10 protein-coding genes are annotated in these 17756 nt (G+C 46.2%); all 10 read right to left on the bottom strand.

Annotated elements, in window-relative coordinates; translation table 11 throughout:
- Window positions 1–187: 187 nt before the first annotated feature.
- Window positions 188–1510, bottom strand: a complete 1323-nt coding sequence (locus tag BK127_RS15805; RefSeq protein WP_076231797.1) for an ABC transporter substrate-binding protein — start codon at window positions 1508–1510, stop codon at window positions 188–190.
- A 194-nt stretch (window positions 1511–1704) separates the two neighbouring features.
- The gene (locus BK127_RS15800; RefSeq protein WP_076231796.1) at window positions 1705–3051 is read right to left on the bottom strand and encodes an ABC transporter substrate-binding protein; all 1347 of its coding nucleotides are present in this window, start codon (window positions 3049–3051) and stop codon (window positions 1705–1707) included.
- A gap of 246 nt (window positions 3052–3297) precedes the next feature.
- Window positions 3298–4626 carry an ABC transporter substrate-binding protein gene (locus BK127_RS15795; RefSeq protein ID WP_076231794.1) on the bottom strand — a complete coding sequence of 443 codons (1329 nt, stop codon included), beginning with the start codon at window positions 4624–4626 and terminating at the stop codon, window positions 3298–3300.
- 109 nt (window positions 4627–4735) lie between these two features.
- Window positions 4736–6286 (bottom strand): response regulator transcription factor, encoded by a 1551-nt coding sequence (locus BK127_RS15790; protein ID WP_076231792.1) that lies wholly within the window; start codon window positions 6284–6286, stop codon window positions 4736–4738.
- Window positions 6279–8066, bottom strand: a complete 1788-nt coding sequence (locus BK127_RS15785) for a sensor histidine kinase (protein WP_083689337.1) — start codon at window positions 8064–8066, stop codon at window positions 6279–6281. The genes BK127_RS15790 and BK127_RS15785 overlap by 8 nt, the downstream gene beginning before the upstream one ends.
- Before the next feature lie 168 nt (window positions 8067–8234).
- Entirely contained in the window at window positions 8235–9800 is a 1566-nt protein-coding gene (locus BK127_RS15780) for an extracellular solute-binding protein (protein WP_076231790.1), read from the bottom strand.
- A gap of 159 nt (window positions 9801–9959) precedes the next feature.
- Window positions 9960–12302, bottom strand: a complete 2343-nt coding sequence (locus BK127_RS15775) for an AraC family transcriptional regulator (protein ID WP_083689336.1) — start codon at window positions 12300–12302, stop codon at window positions 9960–9962.
- Between the two features lie 121 nt (window positions 12303–12423).
- Window positions 12424–13290 carry a carbohydrate ABC transporter permease gene (locus BK127_RS15770; protein ID WP_076231789.1) on the bottom strand — a complete coding sequence of 289 codons (867 nt, stop codon included), beginning with the start codon at window positions 13288–13290 and terminating at the stop codon, window positions 12424–12426.
- A 98-nt stretch (window positions 13291–13388) separates the two neighbouring features.
- A complete protein-coding gene (locus BK127_RS15765) occupies window positions 13389–14303 on the bottom strand; it encodes an ABC transporter permease (RefSeq protein WP_076231927.1) in 915 nt (304 codons plus the stop codon).
- Between the two features lie 70 nt (window positions 14304–14373).
- Window positions 14374–17730: a glycosyl hydrolase gene (locus BK127_RS15760; RefSeq protein ID WP_076231787.1), complete on the bottom strand. Its 3357-nt coding sequence runs from the start codon at window positions 17728–17730 to the stop codon at window positions 14374–14376.
- Window positions 17731–17756 lie beyond the last annotated feature (26 nt).

Here is a 17756-nt window from a genome sequence, read left to right as displayed (position 1 = left end):
ATTAAGCACGGAGGCCGAACGGCTCCATTTGATCAAACGATTAGTTTGCTGCTCCGTGGTTTTCAGCCTCGAAAGGTTATCCCGGCTTGTTGGCTCTGAAGTGGTTCTTGGCATGATGTCCTCCAATCTCTCCTGGAAAGAGCAATGGGGAGCCCGCTAGAGCGAGCCCCCTGTCCATAAGCTCTCCTTATTTTTTGCGTAGACGTTCAACTTCCTGCTTCATGTTTTGGGCAAACTGCTGTGGGGTTATCCGATCAGCCAGCAGCTCGGTTCCTTGCTTACACATAACATCCCACATGCCATTGGGCAAATAGACACGGTCAAAGTAAGGGAATACACGAATGTTCTCAAACTCTTTATAAAAAGCGGAAAAATTATGATTGGCTTCGACGCCCTTGAGTCCAGGAGGTAATTTGGTTGAATTCGCAATTTTGGTCATGTTCTCTTTTTTGGCAAAAAACGCAACCAGCTTCTTCGATTCTTCCATACGTTTGGTATCCTTGAAAATCCCCATCGTATTCCGTTCGCCACCGGAGAAGTTAGGAGTATCTCCAGCTACCATAGAAGGAACCGGAATGTAGCCCATTTTCAGATTGGTATTTACTTTACTCACTTCATCAGCGAATGATGGGCCGGATAGAGCAAAAGCTACCTTACCGTTAGCGAACAGCTTGGGCATATCACTGTATTTGGCAGTCAGCGCGTCCTTATTGAGGTAGCCCTTCTTTTGAAGATCCAACAGCTTTTGCGACAGATCAGCCCACTTGTTCCAGTCAAAGGTATTGTTCATCAGGGCTTCGGCATCATTTTTGGGTGCACTAATGAACGCAGAAGTCGAGAAAATATCCAAATAAGAGCCGATCATCCAGTTATCGATTCCAGAGAAGTAGAACGGTGTGACGTCACCCTTTGACTCGGTTTTAATTTTCTCTGCTGCTGCCATCAGTTCATCATAGGTTTTGGGTGGTTGGATGCTGTATTGCTTCAGAAGGTCAGCATTGTACACGATTCCGTCCTTCGCTTCACTAATAACGAGAGCGTACACTTTGCCATCTTTATCCGTCACGACATTTTTGATCGTATCCGTCATTTGTGAAGCCCAGGCTTCTCCGCGAAGGTCTGCCAAATATTTACCATATCGGATCTGAGCCCAGCCATGGGTATCGAACACATCGGGTAAATCGTTAGCAGCCATTTTGACCTTTAGTAAATTCTCATACTCCGTTCCTGGGAACTGCAGCTCCACATCTATGTCTGGATTTTCTTTTTTGAACGCTTCACCAATTTCCCTGTAAATCGTTTGAACCGGTGGATCATTTACGGTGCTGTATACAGAAAGCTTGGATTTGGCCCCTCCGGTGCTTGGTGCCGGTTTAGCTGCTTCTGTTTTCGCTGGGGGTTCCGTTTTCGGCGCCTCTCCTCCCGCTTGTCCGGTCCGACTCGAGCAGCCTGCTACAAGAACCGAGCTGACAAGCAATAAAAATAAAGTACCTTGGGTCCATTTCTTCATATCTTCATTTCCTCCCCTAATCAATTTCCTTTAATTGTTATTTCTAATATGTATTGTACCATTACTGTATGCGTTTACATGAGATACTAATCTACGATAAAAGCGCTCATTTTTACTCCAGCAGCTGCTCGGTAACAAAAAAAGATCAGGACGAGAGCTTCAGTAGCTGCTCATGTCCTGATCGGTTTCATTCATTACTTTTTGTTTTTGGCAAGGATGGCATTCGCTTCTTTACGGAACTTGGCAGCTCCATCCTCTACGGAAATTTTCTTGTAGAGAATTTGCTCGCCTACATCCTGCAGAACCTTCAGAACTTCAACGGAACCTACTGGGTATGGAGGATCGTTCGGACTGCTGTTCTCTGCTGCCCATGCTACATATTCAAATACTTTGGTTTCTTCTGGCTTTAAGAGCGGTTTGAGAGCTTCCTGAATTTTGGAGTTAATGGGAACTCCGCGCTCGCCCTTCATGATTTTGTGAACTTCAAGATCATTGATGAAGAAGTTAACGAATTTGATTGCTTCTTCTTTATTCTTGGAGTTTTTGGTAACTGACAAGCCTTGGCTTGATTTTAGGAACAATGCTTTTTTGCCTGTGTTGCCTGGAGGTGCGATGATTTCAGTAGGACGTTTGGCCGCTGCAGTCCATGCGATATATTGGTTAGACCAAGCGAAGGAAGCACCTGCATTTCCCAACACCATTTCGTCATCTTCCGGCGTCAATTTCTTTTGTGCCATCTTGTCCAGAGTCAATACGTAACCAGCATCATACCATCTTTGGTAACGTTTGAAGAAGTCGATAAACGGCTTGTCATCGGTATACCCAAGTGCTGTACCGTCAGCTGTATAGATTCTTTGATCTACACTGCGCAGGTAGTAAGGGAAAAATGTTTTGTAATCGACACGATCGCTGAACAGCTTGCCGTTTTCCTTGAACTTTTTAGCCAAAGCTTCCATGTCGTCCCAGGTCCAGTCCTTGGCAGGTACAGGAGCGCCGATCTTCTTCAACAGGTCTGCATCCATAACCGGGCCAAGTGCATTCACACCCATTGTTAATTGATATTGCTTGCCGTCATATTCACCGATTTTCAGGTAAGCTGGAGAGATATTGGTTTTATCAATCGTTCCTTTTTCCATATAAGGACGTAGATCCTCAAGCTGCCCGCGACCACCGAATTGACTGATATAGGCATCATCCATTTGGATAATATCAGGCAAATCATTAGCAGCTGCTTGCGGAGCAAGCTTTTTCCAATAGTCGTCAAATGCTGCATACTCGGCTTCGATCTTGACGTTGGGATTTTTTTGTTGATACAATTCAATAATTTTCAGTGTATAGTCATGTCTTGCTTGACCGCCCCACCAGGAGAAACGCAATTTCACAGGATCTTTGCTTGTTGTTGCTGCTGGAGCTGGAGCAGGTGTGGCTGCATCCGGTTTTTTCGTTGTATCCGCTCCGGCTGATGGTGTAGCGGTAGCTCCACATCCCGAGGCTGTAACTAGCAATGCTGCAGATAAGATTAATGTTAGCGCTTTCTTCATATCTGTATCCTCCCTTTATTTCGAGTTCTACAAGAATTATTATCACTCTTTTTGATCAAAATATGAATTCAAAAAACCGTTATCCTTGTTTAAAAAACAGACATTTCATCCTGCACAGACATTTTGAACGGAATGAGATCCTTTTTTTCTCAAAAAAAGAAGAATCAGGTCTCAGCTAAAGCATGAACTGACCTGATTCTTGACAGGGAATGATCCAAAAGTCGCCTTTTGATCACGAAATACAGATTATTTTTTATTTTTAGCCAGAATCGCGTTAGCATTTGTACGAAACCGGGGTGCAGCATCTTCAATTGAAATCTTCTTATACAGGATTTGCTCGCTTATATCTTTTAACAGCTTTTCCACTTCAACCGAGCCAATTGGACTGGGGGCATCAGCAGGACTGCTGTTCGCTTCCGCCCAAGCTACATATTCAAATACTTTTAATTCTTCAGGATTAAGCAGTGGCTTCAAAGCTTCCTTAACTTTAGACGATATCGGAACACCACGTTCGCCTTTCATGATTTGGTTGGCTTCGATGTCATTAATAAGGAAGTTGATGAATTTGGCAGCTTCTGCCTTTTGCTTTGAGTTCTTCGTAATCGCAAATCCCATACTTGCTTTGAGGAATAAGCCTTTCTTGCTGTTCGGTCCCGGTGGCGGGAGCAGCTCTGTCGGACGTTTGGCAGCCGCTGACCAAGCTGCATACTGATTGGACCAAGTGAAGGAAGACAGCGCGTTGCCCATCACCATTTCATCATCCTCTGGGGTGAGCTTCTTCAGCGCGAGCTTGTCCAGACTCAGGAAGTAACCGGCGTCATACATTTTTTGATAACGTTTGTAATAATCGATAAATGCCTTATCGTCGGTATAACCGAGAGATGTTCCGTCCGGATCGAACAATTTTTGATCAATTGAACGCAGGTAGTAGGGAAAAAACACTTCGTATCGCATATAATCACCCAGCAGCTTACCGCTTGCCTTCATTTGTTTGCCGAGAACCTCCAGATCATCCCAGGTCCAATCCCTGGGAGGCATTGCGATACCCGCTCTACGAACCAACTCTGGATCAAGCGTGGAACCAAGCGCGTTGACACCAGCTGTGATTTGATACAGCTTGCCGCCATACTGACCGCTGTTAAGTGTGTTGGCAGCCACCGCGCTAACATCAATCGTATTGTTGTGGAGGTAGGGAGTTAATTCCTCCAGTTGGCCTCTTCCCGCATATTGGCTCAGATAAGATATATCCATGGAAATAATATCGGGCAAATCGTTCGCAGCTGCCTGTGGAGCGAGCCTTTTCCAATAATCGTCAAATGCCGCATATTCAGCTTCAATCTTGACGTTGGGATGTTTCTTCTGATACAGCTCAATGATCTTGAATGTATAATCATGACGGGACTGCCCACCCCACCATGCAAAACGAAGTTTGATCGTTTCCTTGCTGGTGCCTGCTGCTCCAGTCTCCGGATTAATAGCTGTGTCCTTCGTTGTTGGTACGGCTGTATTTGCCCCACAAGCTGTCGATGTTAGTAGCAATGATACAGAAACCAGAAGCATTAATGTCTTTTTCATCAAGTACAGTCCCCCTTGTCTCTACTCCTGCACAAGGTCTATTATTACGCTTTTTCGTTCAAATATGAACCTAATATACCGTCCTGCTTGTTAAAAAAACAGAGCTTGATCATGTAGCCTTAATATATTCGGAAGGTGTGCAGCCTGCGTATTTCTTAAAGACCTGACTAAAGTATTGCGGATTATCTCCAAAACCGAGCATTTCGGCCAGTTCAAATATTTTGATATCGGACTTCTGCTCGAGCAGTTCAGTCGCTTTGGCGATCCGCACCTTCATGACATAATTGGAAAACTTTTCACCCGTTCTTTTCTTGAACAGCTTGCCCAGGTAATCGGAGTTCATATACAGCATTTGATGAGCTACCCAATTCAGGGAAAGCTCTGTGTTACCCAAATGTCCGTTAATGATATCCAGCACTTTATCGGTAATTGCGCAATGCTTGTTTTTCGTATGCTCATAATGGCTGAGTGTAATTTGGCTTGCCACTTCCTTAAAGAAGGTCTGGATCGATTGCAAGGTTTCCAGATCCATCAGCTTGACCAGGTGGTCTCGATAATTCACCATAGCATCTGCATTTCCAAGTCGAATGATAGCCATAAGCAACTGAATCACATAAGATTTGGACGTCGATATATTGGAACGAAGACCTGCAAGCTTTTGGAAAAACAAATCAATCTCCTTATTGGCCTCTTCCCACAGTCCTGCTTTAATTTGCAGCATCAAATTATCCTCGTCATAAGCAAACTCTCTGAGTTCAGGCTGCTCTACCCCCACAATATCCCGCTTCGTTATCAAGCTGCCTTCTCCCAAATAAAATCGGTAATTCAGGCATTCCAGCGTCTGCTTGTACAGGGAACGTGCCCGGATGATTTCATCTGCTTCACTAAGCGCGATGGTCAGATCAATTTTGTAATAACGTAAAAAAGTTTCGCGAATTTGGTGAATGCAATCGTACAGTTCACTGACAGACTCCGCATCCTCAACGACTATTAACACCTGTCCGCCGACTGTGGAGCTTAGAACGGTTTTTTGCAGCAGCTCCTCAGCAATGTTCTTCACGGCAAACATATGCTCAAACTCAAAATGTCCCTCCAATTGAAACAAGATCAGCCTTACCTTGCGATTTTGGAGATCCAGGTCGAACAGCTTGCGGTAATATTCCCAGTCGCGGTTGCCGTAGGTTTTGTTCGTGACGAATTCCTTGAGGAATTGCTCCTTAACGTGCGGCAGCACCTTCTCCAGACCGTACCTCATATTGCGTACGAATTGTTCCCGCTGCTCCTCATGGTTCAACTCATCTACGAGCTCGACCAATGCTTCCAGAATTTTGTTTTCATTACATGGCTTCAACAAATAATGCTTGACCTTGTAGCGCATCGCCTGGCGTGCATATTCAAATTCGCTGAAGCCAGACAGCAGGACCAGCTTGATCTGAGGGTATTCCTCGAACATTTTCGCTGCCAGCTGCAGCCCGTCCATCCCTGGCATTTTAATATCGCTGATAATAATATCAGGAGGGTTCTGCTTAACAAATTCGTAGGCTTCGATGCCATTTCGGGCCGTACCGGCAAGCACCGTTCCCGCCGCTTCCCAATTGACCACGTTCGATATCCCATCCAAAATAATTCGCTCATCATCAACCAATAATACTTTATACATGCCGCTCACTCATTTCATCTGGTATGGTAATCGAAATCCGGGTTCCCTTCTCGACTTCACTTTCAATGGACACGCCATAACCTTCGCCAAAAGCCAAGACGATTCGTTCCTCAATATTGGAGAGCCCTATCCCGCTTCCGCGAGTAGGTGCTTCACCTCTCCGAACCTGCTCCAGCAGGCTTGCTTCCATGCCCGGACCATTATCCTCCACTACAATGATCAGCTTTCCGGGTTCTCTCTTCGTCCAGATCCGGATATGGCACGGTTCCAGCATCGATTCCAGTGCATAGTGGATCGAATTCTCAACCAGCGGCTGCAAGGTCATCTTCGGAAGCAGCAGCGATCTGGTGTCTTCAGCGACATCCAGTTCAAATACAAGCCTCTCTTCGAACCGGAATCTTTGAATCGTAATATAATTCATCACGATATCCAGCTCCTCGCCCACCGTAATCAAGGTTTCTTTCAGGCTGATCGAGCTTCTCAGTAAAAATCCGAGCGATTCGACCATTTTTGAAATTTGCGGCTGTCCATTTGATTTGGCTAACCAGTTGATAGATTCCAGGGTGTTGTATAAAAAATGCGGATTGATTTGTGCCTGCAGAGCTTTAAATTGGGTTTCCTTGATCGTAATCTGCTTGGAATAGTTCTCCGTAATCAGCTCGTTGATTTGTTGAATCATCATCCGGAACGTCCGCCTTAACTGACCCACCTCGTCCATTTGGATAGAGGTCCAATCCGAGTTTTCCATACCTGCGAGGCTGAAATCCCCCTTCTGAACCTGCCTCATCCGTCCAATCAATTCCTCAATCGGCTTGGTCATCGTTCTGGCAAATTTGATGGCCACTGCCATTAACAGAAGTAAAATAACGACAAAGCTAACGAACAAGATGTTTTTCATCAAAATAATTTTTGTGAAAATTTTATCAAACGGTGTCAGACTGAGATAAGTCCATCCCAAATATTCAGAGCGAACCTGGGAAATAAAATACTGCTGCCCATTGTAGGGCTTGATGGCATAGTCTTGACGGTCCATATAGGCTTCCACGGGAATCGGCGTCAGCTTCTCTGGTCCTTTACTGATCGGATAGATCACATAGTTGTTGGAGGTAACCTGTAAATCGCCATTTTTTAATTCAGTGCCTTCTAACACATTTTCGGCAATTCTATCAAAATAAATTCTAACCGTTAAGGTGCCCAGACGATCAAGGTCAAAATTGGTACCATTATAGGAGCGTATTTCCCTGGCAGCTATTAAATAGGAATCCTCTGCATCAGGTACAATCCAACGGGTTCCTCCTTCGCCTTTGGCCGATTCGTTCAGGATCATTTGTTTTTTGGCAGTTGAGGATCTGGAGGCCTGGCCGGCTACAGCTTCACCACTCAGCACATCCGTCACTTCTATGGAATAAATATATTTTTCATTACCGGCATATTGGACAAGTCGATCCGTAACATAAGAACGAATTTTGTATTTTTCAAATTCTGGTGTAAATTCATTCAACGATAGCAGCAGTTCCTGAACCTTCAAATCCGTAACAATATTATAGGAGATACGATCGAGCTTCTTTAGCTCATTTTCGATGCCGCTGGAAGATAAATTCAGCAGTTGTGACGATTTGGAGTACAACTGCTCGTCATAAATCGAATACACATACTGCAGAGACAAATAAGTACCCAAAAAGCAAATACCCATGACCAGCGATATGATCGAAAATACCTTATGTTTTATTTTTAAATTCGCATAGTAGGAAGGCTTGATTGCAAACATAAATGGTCTCACTATTATACGACTCCCTTCTGCAGCTATGTCGGATTCCCCTCTATGTTACAATATTGCAAGCAATCTAGCCAATAGCTCACATACAAAGAACCCTCAAAACCACTTGATTCGTGGCTTTGAAGGTTCTGATATGCTGCGAGAAAAGGCTGCTCCCCGCGTTTTGTCTTATTATTTGCCGCCGCTGCGCTTTTGATAGGCTTCGGTCATTTCCTGACTCATCTTGACCATATCCGCGTCGGCTTTCATTTTAGTTACAAATTCATCCCAGGCAGTAATTGGTTCTCTGCCCAAAATGATTTTTGTTTTCAAATCCTGAACTTTCTTTTCGTATTCAGGCAATGCCTTTTGCACGGTTGGCGAGAACAGTCCTGTACTGATATCCGCTACACTGTTCTTGGCGCGTTCATCCTGAATTTTGGTATACAAAGCATTCACTTCCTTAGGGAAGAATACTTTGGTTGAGCTTGCATAAGGATCGGCTACATAGGCAATCTGATTAAAATCGGCTCCGTTGTCTGCGGCCAGCTTCTCGGTATTAATCACCTTGACGCCGTCTTTCACCGTGTGATGCGTGCCTTCAAAGCCATACTGCTGAATCGCAAATACCTCATCACTCATCCAGGTATCCATCATTTTGAGAATACGTTTCATTTTGGCTTCAGGCACGGACTTCGGAATCGACATCATACCGGAGAAGCCTGGACCCTTAGGATTGTAGCCATTAATGCTTGTGATCGGGTAAAAGTTTTCCTGCTTGAAATCAGGCTGAACGACCTTCAACTTATCGTAATAGTCGACCATCGTTCCCGCTTTATCAGAAATAATCCCTGCTTTGCCTGCTTTAAACAGATCCCCGGTTTGCGTCAGCTTCAACGCTGCAAAATCTTCCGGAATCAGCTTCTCCTTATAAGCCTTCGTCAAATACTCCAGCGATTTACGCGTCTCAGGAAGAAAGCTTGTATGCACAAACTTGCCGTCGAGCAGCTTCCATCTTCCGTTTACACCCGTGAAGCTGTTTTCAATCTGTCCTAAGGCACCCATATCCGTCGGATTGACATTGGCAGCAAAAGGTACGGAATCGTTCTTGCCATTCTTGTCGGGATCTTTTTCCGCGAACGCTTTCATAACGTCGTATAGCTCATCGGTTGTTGTCGGAACCTTCAAACCCAGATTGTCCAGCCAATCTTTACGAACAATGAAGAAGTTATCTGATTCGGATGGACGCGGCCGAGGAATCCCATAGTTTTTACCATCCTGCATTTTTGTCAAATCCCAGGCAGTTTTGGAAATTTTGCTGCTCAAATTCGGATAATCCTTAATATAAGGAGCTACGTCCCAGAATGCACCTTGTGTCACGGAATTACGGAATACCGAGGTAAACGGATCATTGATCAGAATCAGCTCTGGAATATCACCGGAAGCAAGTGTTACATTCAGCTTGTCAGCGTAATTGTTGCCGGATACCCATTGAATCTTCATCTTGGAATTCGTTGCTTTTTCAATTGCTTTTTTAATCGGATTATCATCTGCAGCTGGTGAAGGTGTAAGCAGAATCGTCATGATACTGACCTCAAGCGGCGCTTCGGTTTTGGCTTCCATCTTTCCATCTGCTGCTTTCCCTGCTGCCGGGGCGCTTTCTTTAGCTCCTCCGGAACAGCCTGCCAATACGGCCGAGAGTGCCAGAATTGCAGCTATGGAAGCTGCTGCTGTTTTCGTGTTTCGTCTTGCATTCATTGGTGATCCTCCCTTTAGTTCTATATTTCGATGGCTCACCATTGACGTTAATCGATTGAGAGTTTGCCAACAATCATACTCTTTTGTAAGCCGCGATTTACATGGTTTGGACTTTGTTGCAGCTATTGCACAGGCTGATGTGACAAGCTTTAATCCCTATCAGGAGCGATTGAGCTCGCGGAACTGGCTTGGAGTAATCCCCTCGTATTTTTTGAATATACGATTGAAGTACGTATGCTGATAACCGACACGTTCAGCGACTTCATTGATTTTGATTTCTGTCTCACGCAGAAGTCCCTTGGCATTATCAATCCGAATATCGGTCAAATAGTCAATGAAATTAACTCCGGATATATGCTTGAAGGCTCGACTTAAGGTATAGGGACTGGTCCCAAACAGCTCTGCACAAGAATCCAGCGACAGCATCGTCATGTAATTTTCGCGTAAATGAAGAATTACTTTCTCTACCATTTGCTTAAGATGAAAATCCTGCCGGCTGATCAGCTCCTGCACGAATACAGCTACCAGCTTGTACTGGAACCATTTGAGCATTTCCTCCGGCTCCTTAAGCTGTGCCAGCTGCTCGAACAGGTTAACGCCACCGAACAATTGAACGGGATTCATACCGGATTGCAGAACGGCATACCGTATGCTTCCCAGCAGCTGCAGCATCCCCTGCTGCACGGCCAGCTCTGTCGAACCGCTTGCTGACAATTCCTTCATGAATTGTTCGATCAGCTCTACAGCCTCATTCTCCAAGCCATTGCGGATGGCATGCACGATTTCTTTTTCCAATGTAAAAGGGAAAGTGCTTTCCATCAGTGTGCTTGATTTGGACAGCAGCTCCGTCTTGATGATTTGATTGTCGTCAAGCAGATCGCGGTATACCAACGCCTGTCTCGCCTCCTCAAACAAATGCGGAATTTGCTTCACCTGATACGTCGATTTGCTGATCGAAACCGTCACCTGCATTTTCAGAATACGATTGATCGTTTGGGTCGCTTCCTGGCAAAAGGCGCTGATATCATCCTCAAGCCAGCGTGCGGGATGATCGTGCGGAAATGACAACAGCAAGCCTACGGAAAAATTGTGAAAATTGATAACCTCGACCTGCTCATATTGGGTTCCTGTCAGCTCCTCAATAATATTAGCTGCCGTGAACGTAACCAAATCCTCGTCTCCTGAGGAAAACCGGCCTTGCAAATTGGAAAAACCCGTTAATTGGAACATTAATGCCACAAACTGCCGATTATCCGTTTTCCAGCCGTGATGCTTCATTCGCTCCCGCAGATCATTTTCCTGAAGTGAGTAAAAATAACCCTGCACCAATTGCAGGAAAAATCCCTCACGCAGCAGCGGCAGCTGCTCGGTCAGCTTGGATCGCATCGTTTCACTCTCTTTGGACAGATGATTCCACTGCTTTTCAAACAGATCAAATTCATCGCTCAGCTCCGTCCCCTTATCACCGGACAGCAGCCGGACCAGCCGCTCGACAGGCGAATACATCCGATGTGAAACGAACCATGACATCAGCAGCGCGAGCAGCAGGCCTGACAGACTGATGAACAAGATCCATTTGGACACAAGTACAACCGGCGCGGTTATGGAAGTTAGCGGGGCGGCCGAAATATAGACCCAGGTTGTGCCCAGCCGTGAGAATTGTCCGTAAGAGACCGAATACGTTGTCTTATTGTGTTCAAACAGGAAGGACTCCGATTTGGAGCTGTGCTTCAAATATTCCTGCTGTAAGGCTATATCGATATCTGTAAACTTACCAATGCCACCGCTTGATAGCTTCCAGCTGCCATCTCCGGTCAGGAGAATCGTCTCCCCTTCATTGTAAGGCGTCAGCGTCTTTAGCATTTTTATAAGATTTTCCTGATTAATCGTTGCTACGATGGCACCGAATGGCTCTGTACTGCCACCGGGAATTTTGTTGACCAAGGATAAGGAGTTGGGCACAGAATCCTTGGTTGGCGCCTCAGGGTAAGCGTTCGTCCAAAAAACGGATCGCTCCTTCTTGAGCAGCGATTCATAAGGCTGCAGGCTTGCAGACTCGGTAATGTACGTATACTGCAGCTTGTTGAAGATCAGCGGCCGCGGCTTATCGAGAAACAACTCAACCCGCTCCAGCAGCGGGTGTGCGCCTTCCATCACGAGCAGTGTCCGATACAAATCCTGAACCTGTTCGAAATTATAGGCAATATCCAATGTTTTCAGTTTTTCATCGAATTTGGAATCAAACGCCCAATGCGAGAAGGTCAGCTCCAAATAAGCCAGCTGATCGTCAATATTTTCCGCACGCTGCTTGATCTGATTTTGATGCAGTCGCTGCAGCTCACCCTCCATATTGTCCGAAGCCAACCAGTAAATACTGACACCGATGATCAATCCGGGAATGCTCGCGACCAGCAGCATCATTACCAGGCTTTTACGAAAAAATCGGCTGTTATATTTGTATTTTGAGGCAATCCCAAACCATCGCTTCCAAATTCGATCCAATATCGCTCACCTTCCAACCTTTTGTGGGAGTCTACGCAGTTATGACACACTATTCAGCTATGTTCGACAACAAGCCGCTGCTATCCTGCCTGCGTACCTCCCGGATCTCTTGTTCAATCGATCAGCCCTTCACAGATCCGACCATGGCACCCTTCGCAAAATGCTTCTGCAGGAATGGATACACGAGCAATATTGGCACCGTTGCCACGATAACCGCTGCCATTTTTAAGGTTTCTGCCGGAGGGGCAACCGTAAGCACGTCGGCCTGCAGATCGGTATTATTCGCATTGAGCAGCATATTTTGCAGCATAACCTGAATCGGCCATTTGGAGGCATCCGTAATATAAATCAGTGCATTGAAAAATTGGTTCCAGTATCCAACCGCATAAAATAATCCGAACGCCGCCAGAGAAGGAAGCGATAAGGGCAAAATGATTTTAAACCAAATCGACAAATCGTTACAGCCATCGATCTGCGCAGATTCCTCCAGTTCAACCGGTACACTGTCGAAGAAACCTTTCATCAATATAACATTCCAGCCGCTCGCGAGCGCCGGTATTATGAGTGACCATAAGCTGTTGATCAGTCCGAATTGGCGGACTACCATGTAGTTGGGAATGATTCCCGGACTGAACAGGATGGTCAATAAGATCAGCAGCAGAATCAGCTGTCGGCCGCGTAATCTTTTACGGGAAAGCGTATAGGACAGCGCCGCTGTAACAATCAAGCTTAAAGCTGTGCCGACGACTGCCAAATAAGCACTGACACCGAGAGAATTCGGAAAAGCCTTGGTGGATAGCAAATATTTATAGGAGTCCAAAGACCATTTCTCCGGGAACAAAATAAAGCTTTTCTGCAAATATTCCACCGGATCCGTGAACGAAACAATGAACACATAATAAAGCGGGAAAAATGTCACAATCGTGACCAAGGCCAGAAATAAGATATTGATGATGTTAAACATGCGATCGCCTAAGCTGGATTTCATGAGGAACCTCCTTAAAAGTACGTTGAATACATATGTCTGTGTTGTTATCTTCTTCTGATCGCTGTTGGTTTCAAGGTCAAGGCGAGAACGATTGTAAGCTAGTATACGCCTTCTTCGCCCATTCTTTTGGCGATCCAGTTGGCCATCACGACCATGAGCAGACCTACAACCGACTTGAATAATCCAGCCGCCGTACTGTAGCTGAATTGCGCCTGCTGAATACCGACGCGATAGACATACGTATCAAATACCTCAGCTACCTCGGAAACAGCTCCGTTATACATCAGAAATACCTGCTCGAAGCCGACATCCATCATATGGCCCAAGCGCAGAATGAGCAAAATAATCACGACATTACGGATTCCCGGCAGCGTAATATGCCACATTTGGTGCAATCGGTTGGCACCATCGATTTTGGCTGCCTCATACACCTGTGGATCAATCCCGGCCATAGCTGCGAGGAACAGGATGGTTCCCCATCCGCATTCCTTCCAGATGGATTGCAGCGTAAGCATGAGCCAGAACGTATCTGGATTGGTCAATACATCCATCCGGCTAGCGCCGAGTGATTCCAATATTTTATTGACCAAGCCCTCACCCTTCGCAAACAACAGAAAGGTGAGTCCGGCGATAATAACCCATGATAAGAAGTGCGGCATGTACACAATTGATTGCACCAGCCGTTTATAAAGCACACTTCGTAATTCGTTCAGCAGCAAGGAAAGCAGAATCGGTAAAGGGAAAAACAGAACCAAATTCATAATGTTAATCGCCATCGTATTGCGAAACAGCAGCATAAATTCGGGATTGGAAAAGAATCGTTGAAAATGCTCCAAACCGACCCACTCGCTGCCCGTAATCCCCGCGAATGGCGAATAATTTTGAAAGGAGATCACGATGCCTCCCATCGGTATATATTTAAATAATAAGAAGAACAGCAAGCCCGGCAGCGCCAGCAAATATAAGTATTTATCCCTGCGTAGATCGAGGCCAAGACGGCGGAGACGTGTCATCCGTCTTGCACCGGTAGGTACCGTGTTCGTACCGGGGGCAATTCGTGGTTGTTGTGCAGCAGACATGGCTTTACCCCTTTCTTTGCGAAATCAATTTAACAGCGTGTTCCTCATAATCGAAGTATTTGCCTTCTAGCAGACCGATCAATGTATTCGTCACTTTGACTTCTACATGGTTATCCGCCTCTCGCAGCAGTGTGGCAGGTCCTTCCCATAAGTAAGGCGACCAGGTGCAGACACCGAGTGATGTGCCATTCACTAGTACTTCAGCACAATCATGGAAATGGGGGTCCCAGCCTTCAAAGGAAAGCTCAAAGCTTGCCGCATCCGTGGTAGGTGCCACTTCTACATTTTGTGTAAACGAGAAAACACCAGCATAATACGGATAGCCGTCATATGGCCCTGCCTGTAAAGGCAGCTTGTGTACCTCTGGACCCGACAGCACTGCCCGATTAGTTTCATCAAAATGGACCTCGAATGGACCTGTCACATACAAGGCATCTACAATGCCATCGCTATCCTGTCCTATCTCTATATCTACGGTAAGCAGATTAATTCCCTCTTGCAGAAGGCTTGTGATCTCCTGGGACCTATTCATATGGTCATAGACAAAGACCGCTTTGAAATTATGAATATCCAGTACATGCCCATTGATTCGAATGACTGCCGAGCCTGCAATGGCACTATCATCCATCAGCATTTCCACCTGTTCAGGCAGCTGCTTCACCACGAATTCCACTGAATAACGTGCTTGAAGCGGGTAGGCTAGTGAGACTTCCATCGGCGTCCCGAAGGTTTGCTGCATCATGACAGGCAGCGCCGAGGTTTCAGCCAAATCAGCACATTGGTCTATGAACGTTTTCACGCCCACGTCAGCACCAACGGTAGAAAAGCTGTCTGCGGATGCAGCTGCATCACTAAGTGTTAACCGGAAAGTATCCAGACGCAGCACATTCGCTTGCTGTGCACGCATATTCCAATCAGCTGACGCATCCAATGTCCACGCCCATGGCTTGCCTGGATCGGATTGCTGTTGGGACAGATTGACATTGCCGTGGGAAGTACGGACGACCTCAATCAGTCTTGATGCAAATGGCGCTATCGACAGGGGCAGTCCCCACGAGGTGCCTACTTGTGCATATTTGCCTTGCAGATCGACAGCCTCGCCTGTATCCAAGGAGAGCTCACGGAATTCGAGCGAGTAGGATTCAGCAGTTATTGTCTGCTTACCCCACAGATGAGGTTCGATCTGCAATTCAACCTGGCGTTGTATGGATTCCTGATTGCTAATAAATACAAGCGCCTTATTTTCCGCAACAAGACGTGTTTGCAGCATCAAGCCCCATTCACCGCAAGCAGGCTGAAGTCGCACTGCCATCGGTTCCAGCTTATCCAGCAGCTCTGTAAAAGGCTTCAGCACTTGCTGCTCATCAGCTGACGCTTTAAAAGGAAGGTGGTAAGCGTTATGCTCTCCTTTATACCAATTCTGAAGTTCACCATCGATAGAGTCGTGCTCTTGATATGAGCTTGCGTCAGACTCCGAACTACCCATTGAGTTCAGTTCCCAAAAGCTTACCTTTACGCCTCCAGTTAATCCGAACGCTGCTGTAATCTCGGACAGATCCGATGTTGACGAATCAATGGCTTCATAAGGCAGCTGCCCCATACTGATCACCTTGCCACCTTGCTGCAAAAATGTCTGTATGCTTTTCCAGGCTCCGCTTTCCAGATTCGTAAGCGGCGGCAGAACCAATGTCGAGTAACGCGCGTTACCCAGCTTGATCGTACCGTTGCTGATTTCCGCAGTTGCCAGCAGTTCCGGGTCCAAATGATCAAAGTCTCTGCCCTCAAGACTCAGCTGGTACAAGATACGCACCCACCATGCTCTTAAACTGCTCAACCGCTGTTCTTCTACTGTATCGGTGCCGCCATGTGAAAAACCATGGAACGGATTGCCCATACGAGCCCATAACGACGTTATCGGCTCCAGAACTGCAGTCGAAATTACAGCTTCTCCACTGCTCATCACATAGCTGATCCGTCCCGTATAGTCACCCAGCTTTCGGAAATGCGCCCAATACGGATTTTGCAAAAACTGCGAAGGCGGCGCATCATGCTGGGTCAAGCCGTCAACTGTATAGAAAAAGGCATGAAAGTTAAAAAAATTCGTTCCTTGAGCAGCCATCCTGTCGATCATCCATCGTGCATCCTGAAGTGTCATCGACCAGCCCACGCTGTGGAAGCATTCGATCAGATTACGTTCCCGTCCTAACTGACGTGCCAGAGAACTGACCATCTTCGCACTGCTCCGGAATTCAAACGCCCTATGATTAAGTATCCACTCCAGCGATCGCCCGAGCTTCTCATGTGCAGTATCACCGGCAGGCACATGACTGAACAATTGGGTCGTGTGTCTTACCGAAGGTACCTCTGCGACATATTCCAGACCGTGCTGCTCGCACCAATCATGAACCTGCTTATGATACGATTCTCTCAGCAGCAAGTGGACTGCCTGATAATAATCGTAGCGTATCTTGGCCGCACCCTCTGCCTCGGGGTCCAACAGTGCGTACAGATGCTCCAGTAAATCATAGCCATTCAGCTCGAGGAAAAATCCAGCCAGCTGTGGTGACCAAGGAATACTGCCGAGCAGACCGATTTCATCAGTGAACATTCCTTTGATTGTCGTGCCAAAAAACTCTCCCAGATACTTCGCATATTTCTCATGCGTCAGTCGAATAAAAGTTGCCATGGCTTCCCGGTTGCAAGGATCAACGAACGTACCGTAATATTTAAAATCTTCTATTTCTTTTTCCTGAGCGATAAATACTTCCCACTCGCCATCAGGAGCAGTCCAATCCAGCTTCTGAATCGTACGATAAGTAAAAAAACGTTTTTGATTATAGGCAGTCAGACCGGTTTTTTGAAAAATCGAATCGGCTTGAAAGTTACCTATGGAATCACGGATCGGTATCGCTTCATTCCAATTCCTGCGACCATCCGCAGTAATGGGGACTGCTTTGGCATAAACAATGCGTGCCCAAGGCAGCTCTAACGATAGGTGTTCACCACCCAGTGCTCTTTGTGTAGTATGTGTGAGCGTGTAGTGCTTGGCCTCCGGATGCTCCAGTGTAACCTCCCCGCCGGCAATACCGCTCGGATAGGGATATTCGTCATACAGCCAGACATTTAATCCGCGTTTCTCTGCTGCTTCAACCGCAACACGCACCTTTTGAAACCAGGCTTCCGATAAATAAGGAATTTTCAGGCCTTGTCTGGCGCAGATGAATACACCGCCCAAACCTTTATCTGCCATTTCATCGATTTGATATTGAATTTGACCATCTTCCATTTCACCATTCCAAAACCAGAACGGATGAATACGATCTGCCGCCACTGGTTGTTTAAACCTTTGCATATCAAACATGATTGAGCTGCCTCCCTGATCTATAA

The organism is Paenibacillus sp. FSL H7-0331 (assembly GCF_001956045.1).
The sequence above is the reverse complement of the archived record's forward strand: the minus strand, read 5'-3'. Positions and strand labels throughout refer to the sequence as shown.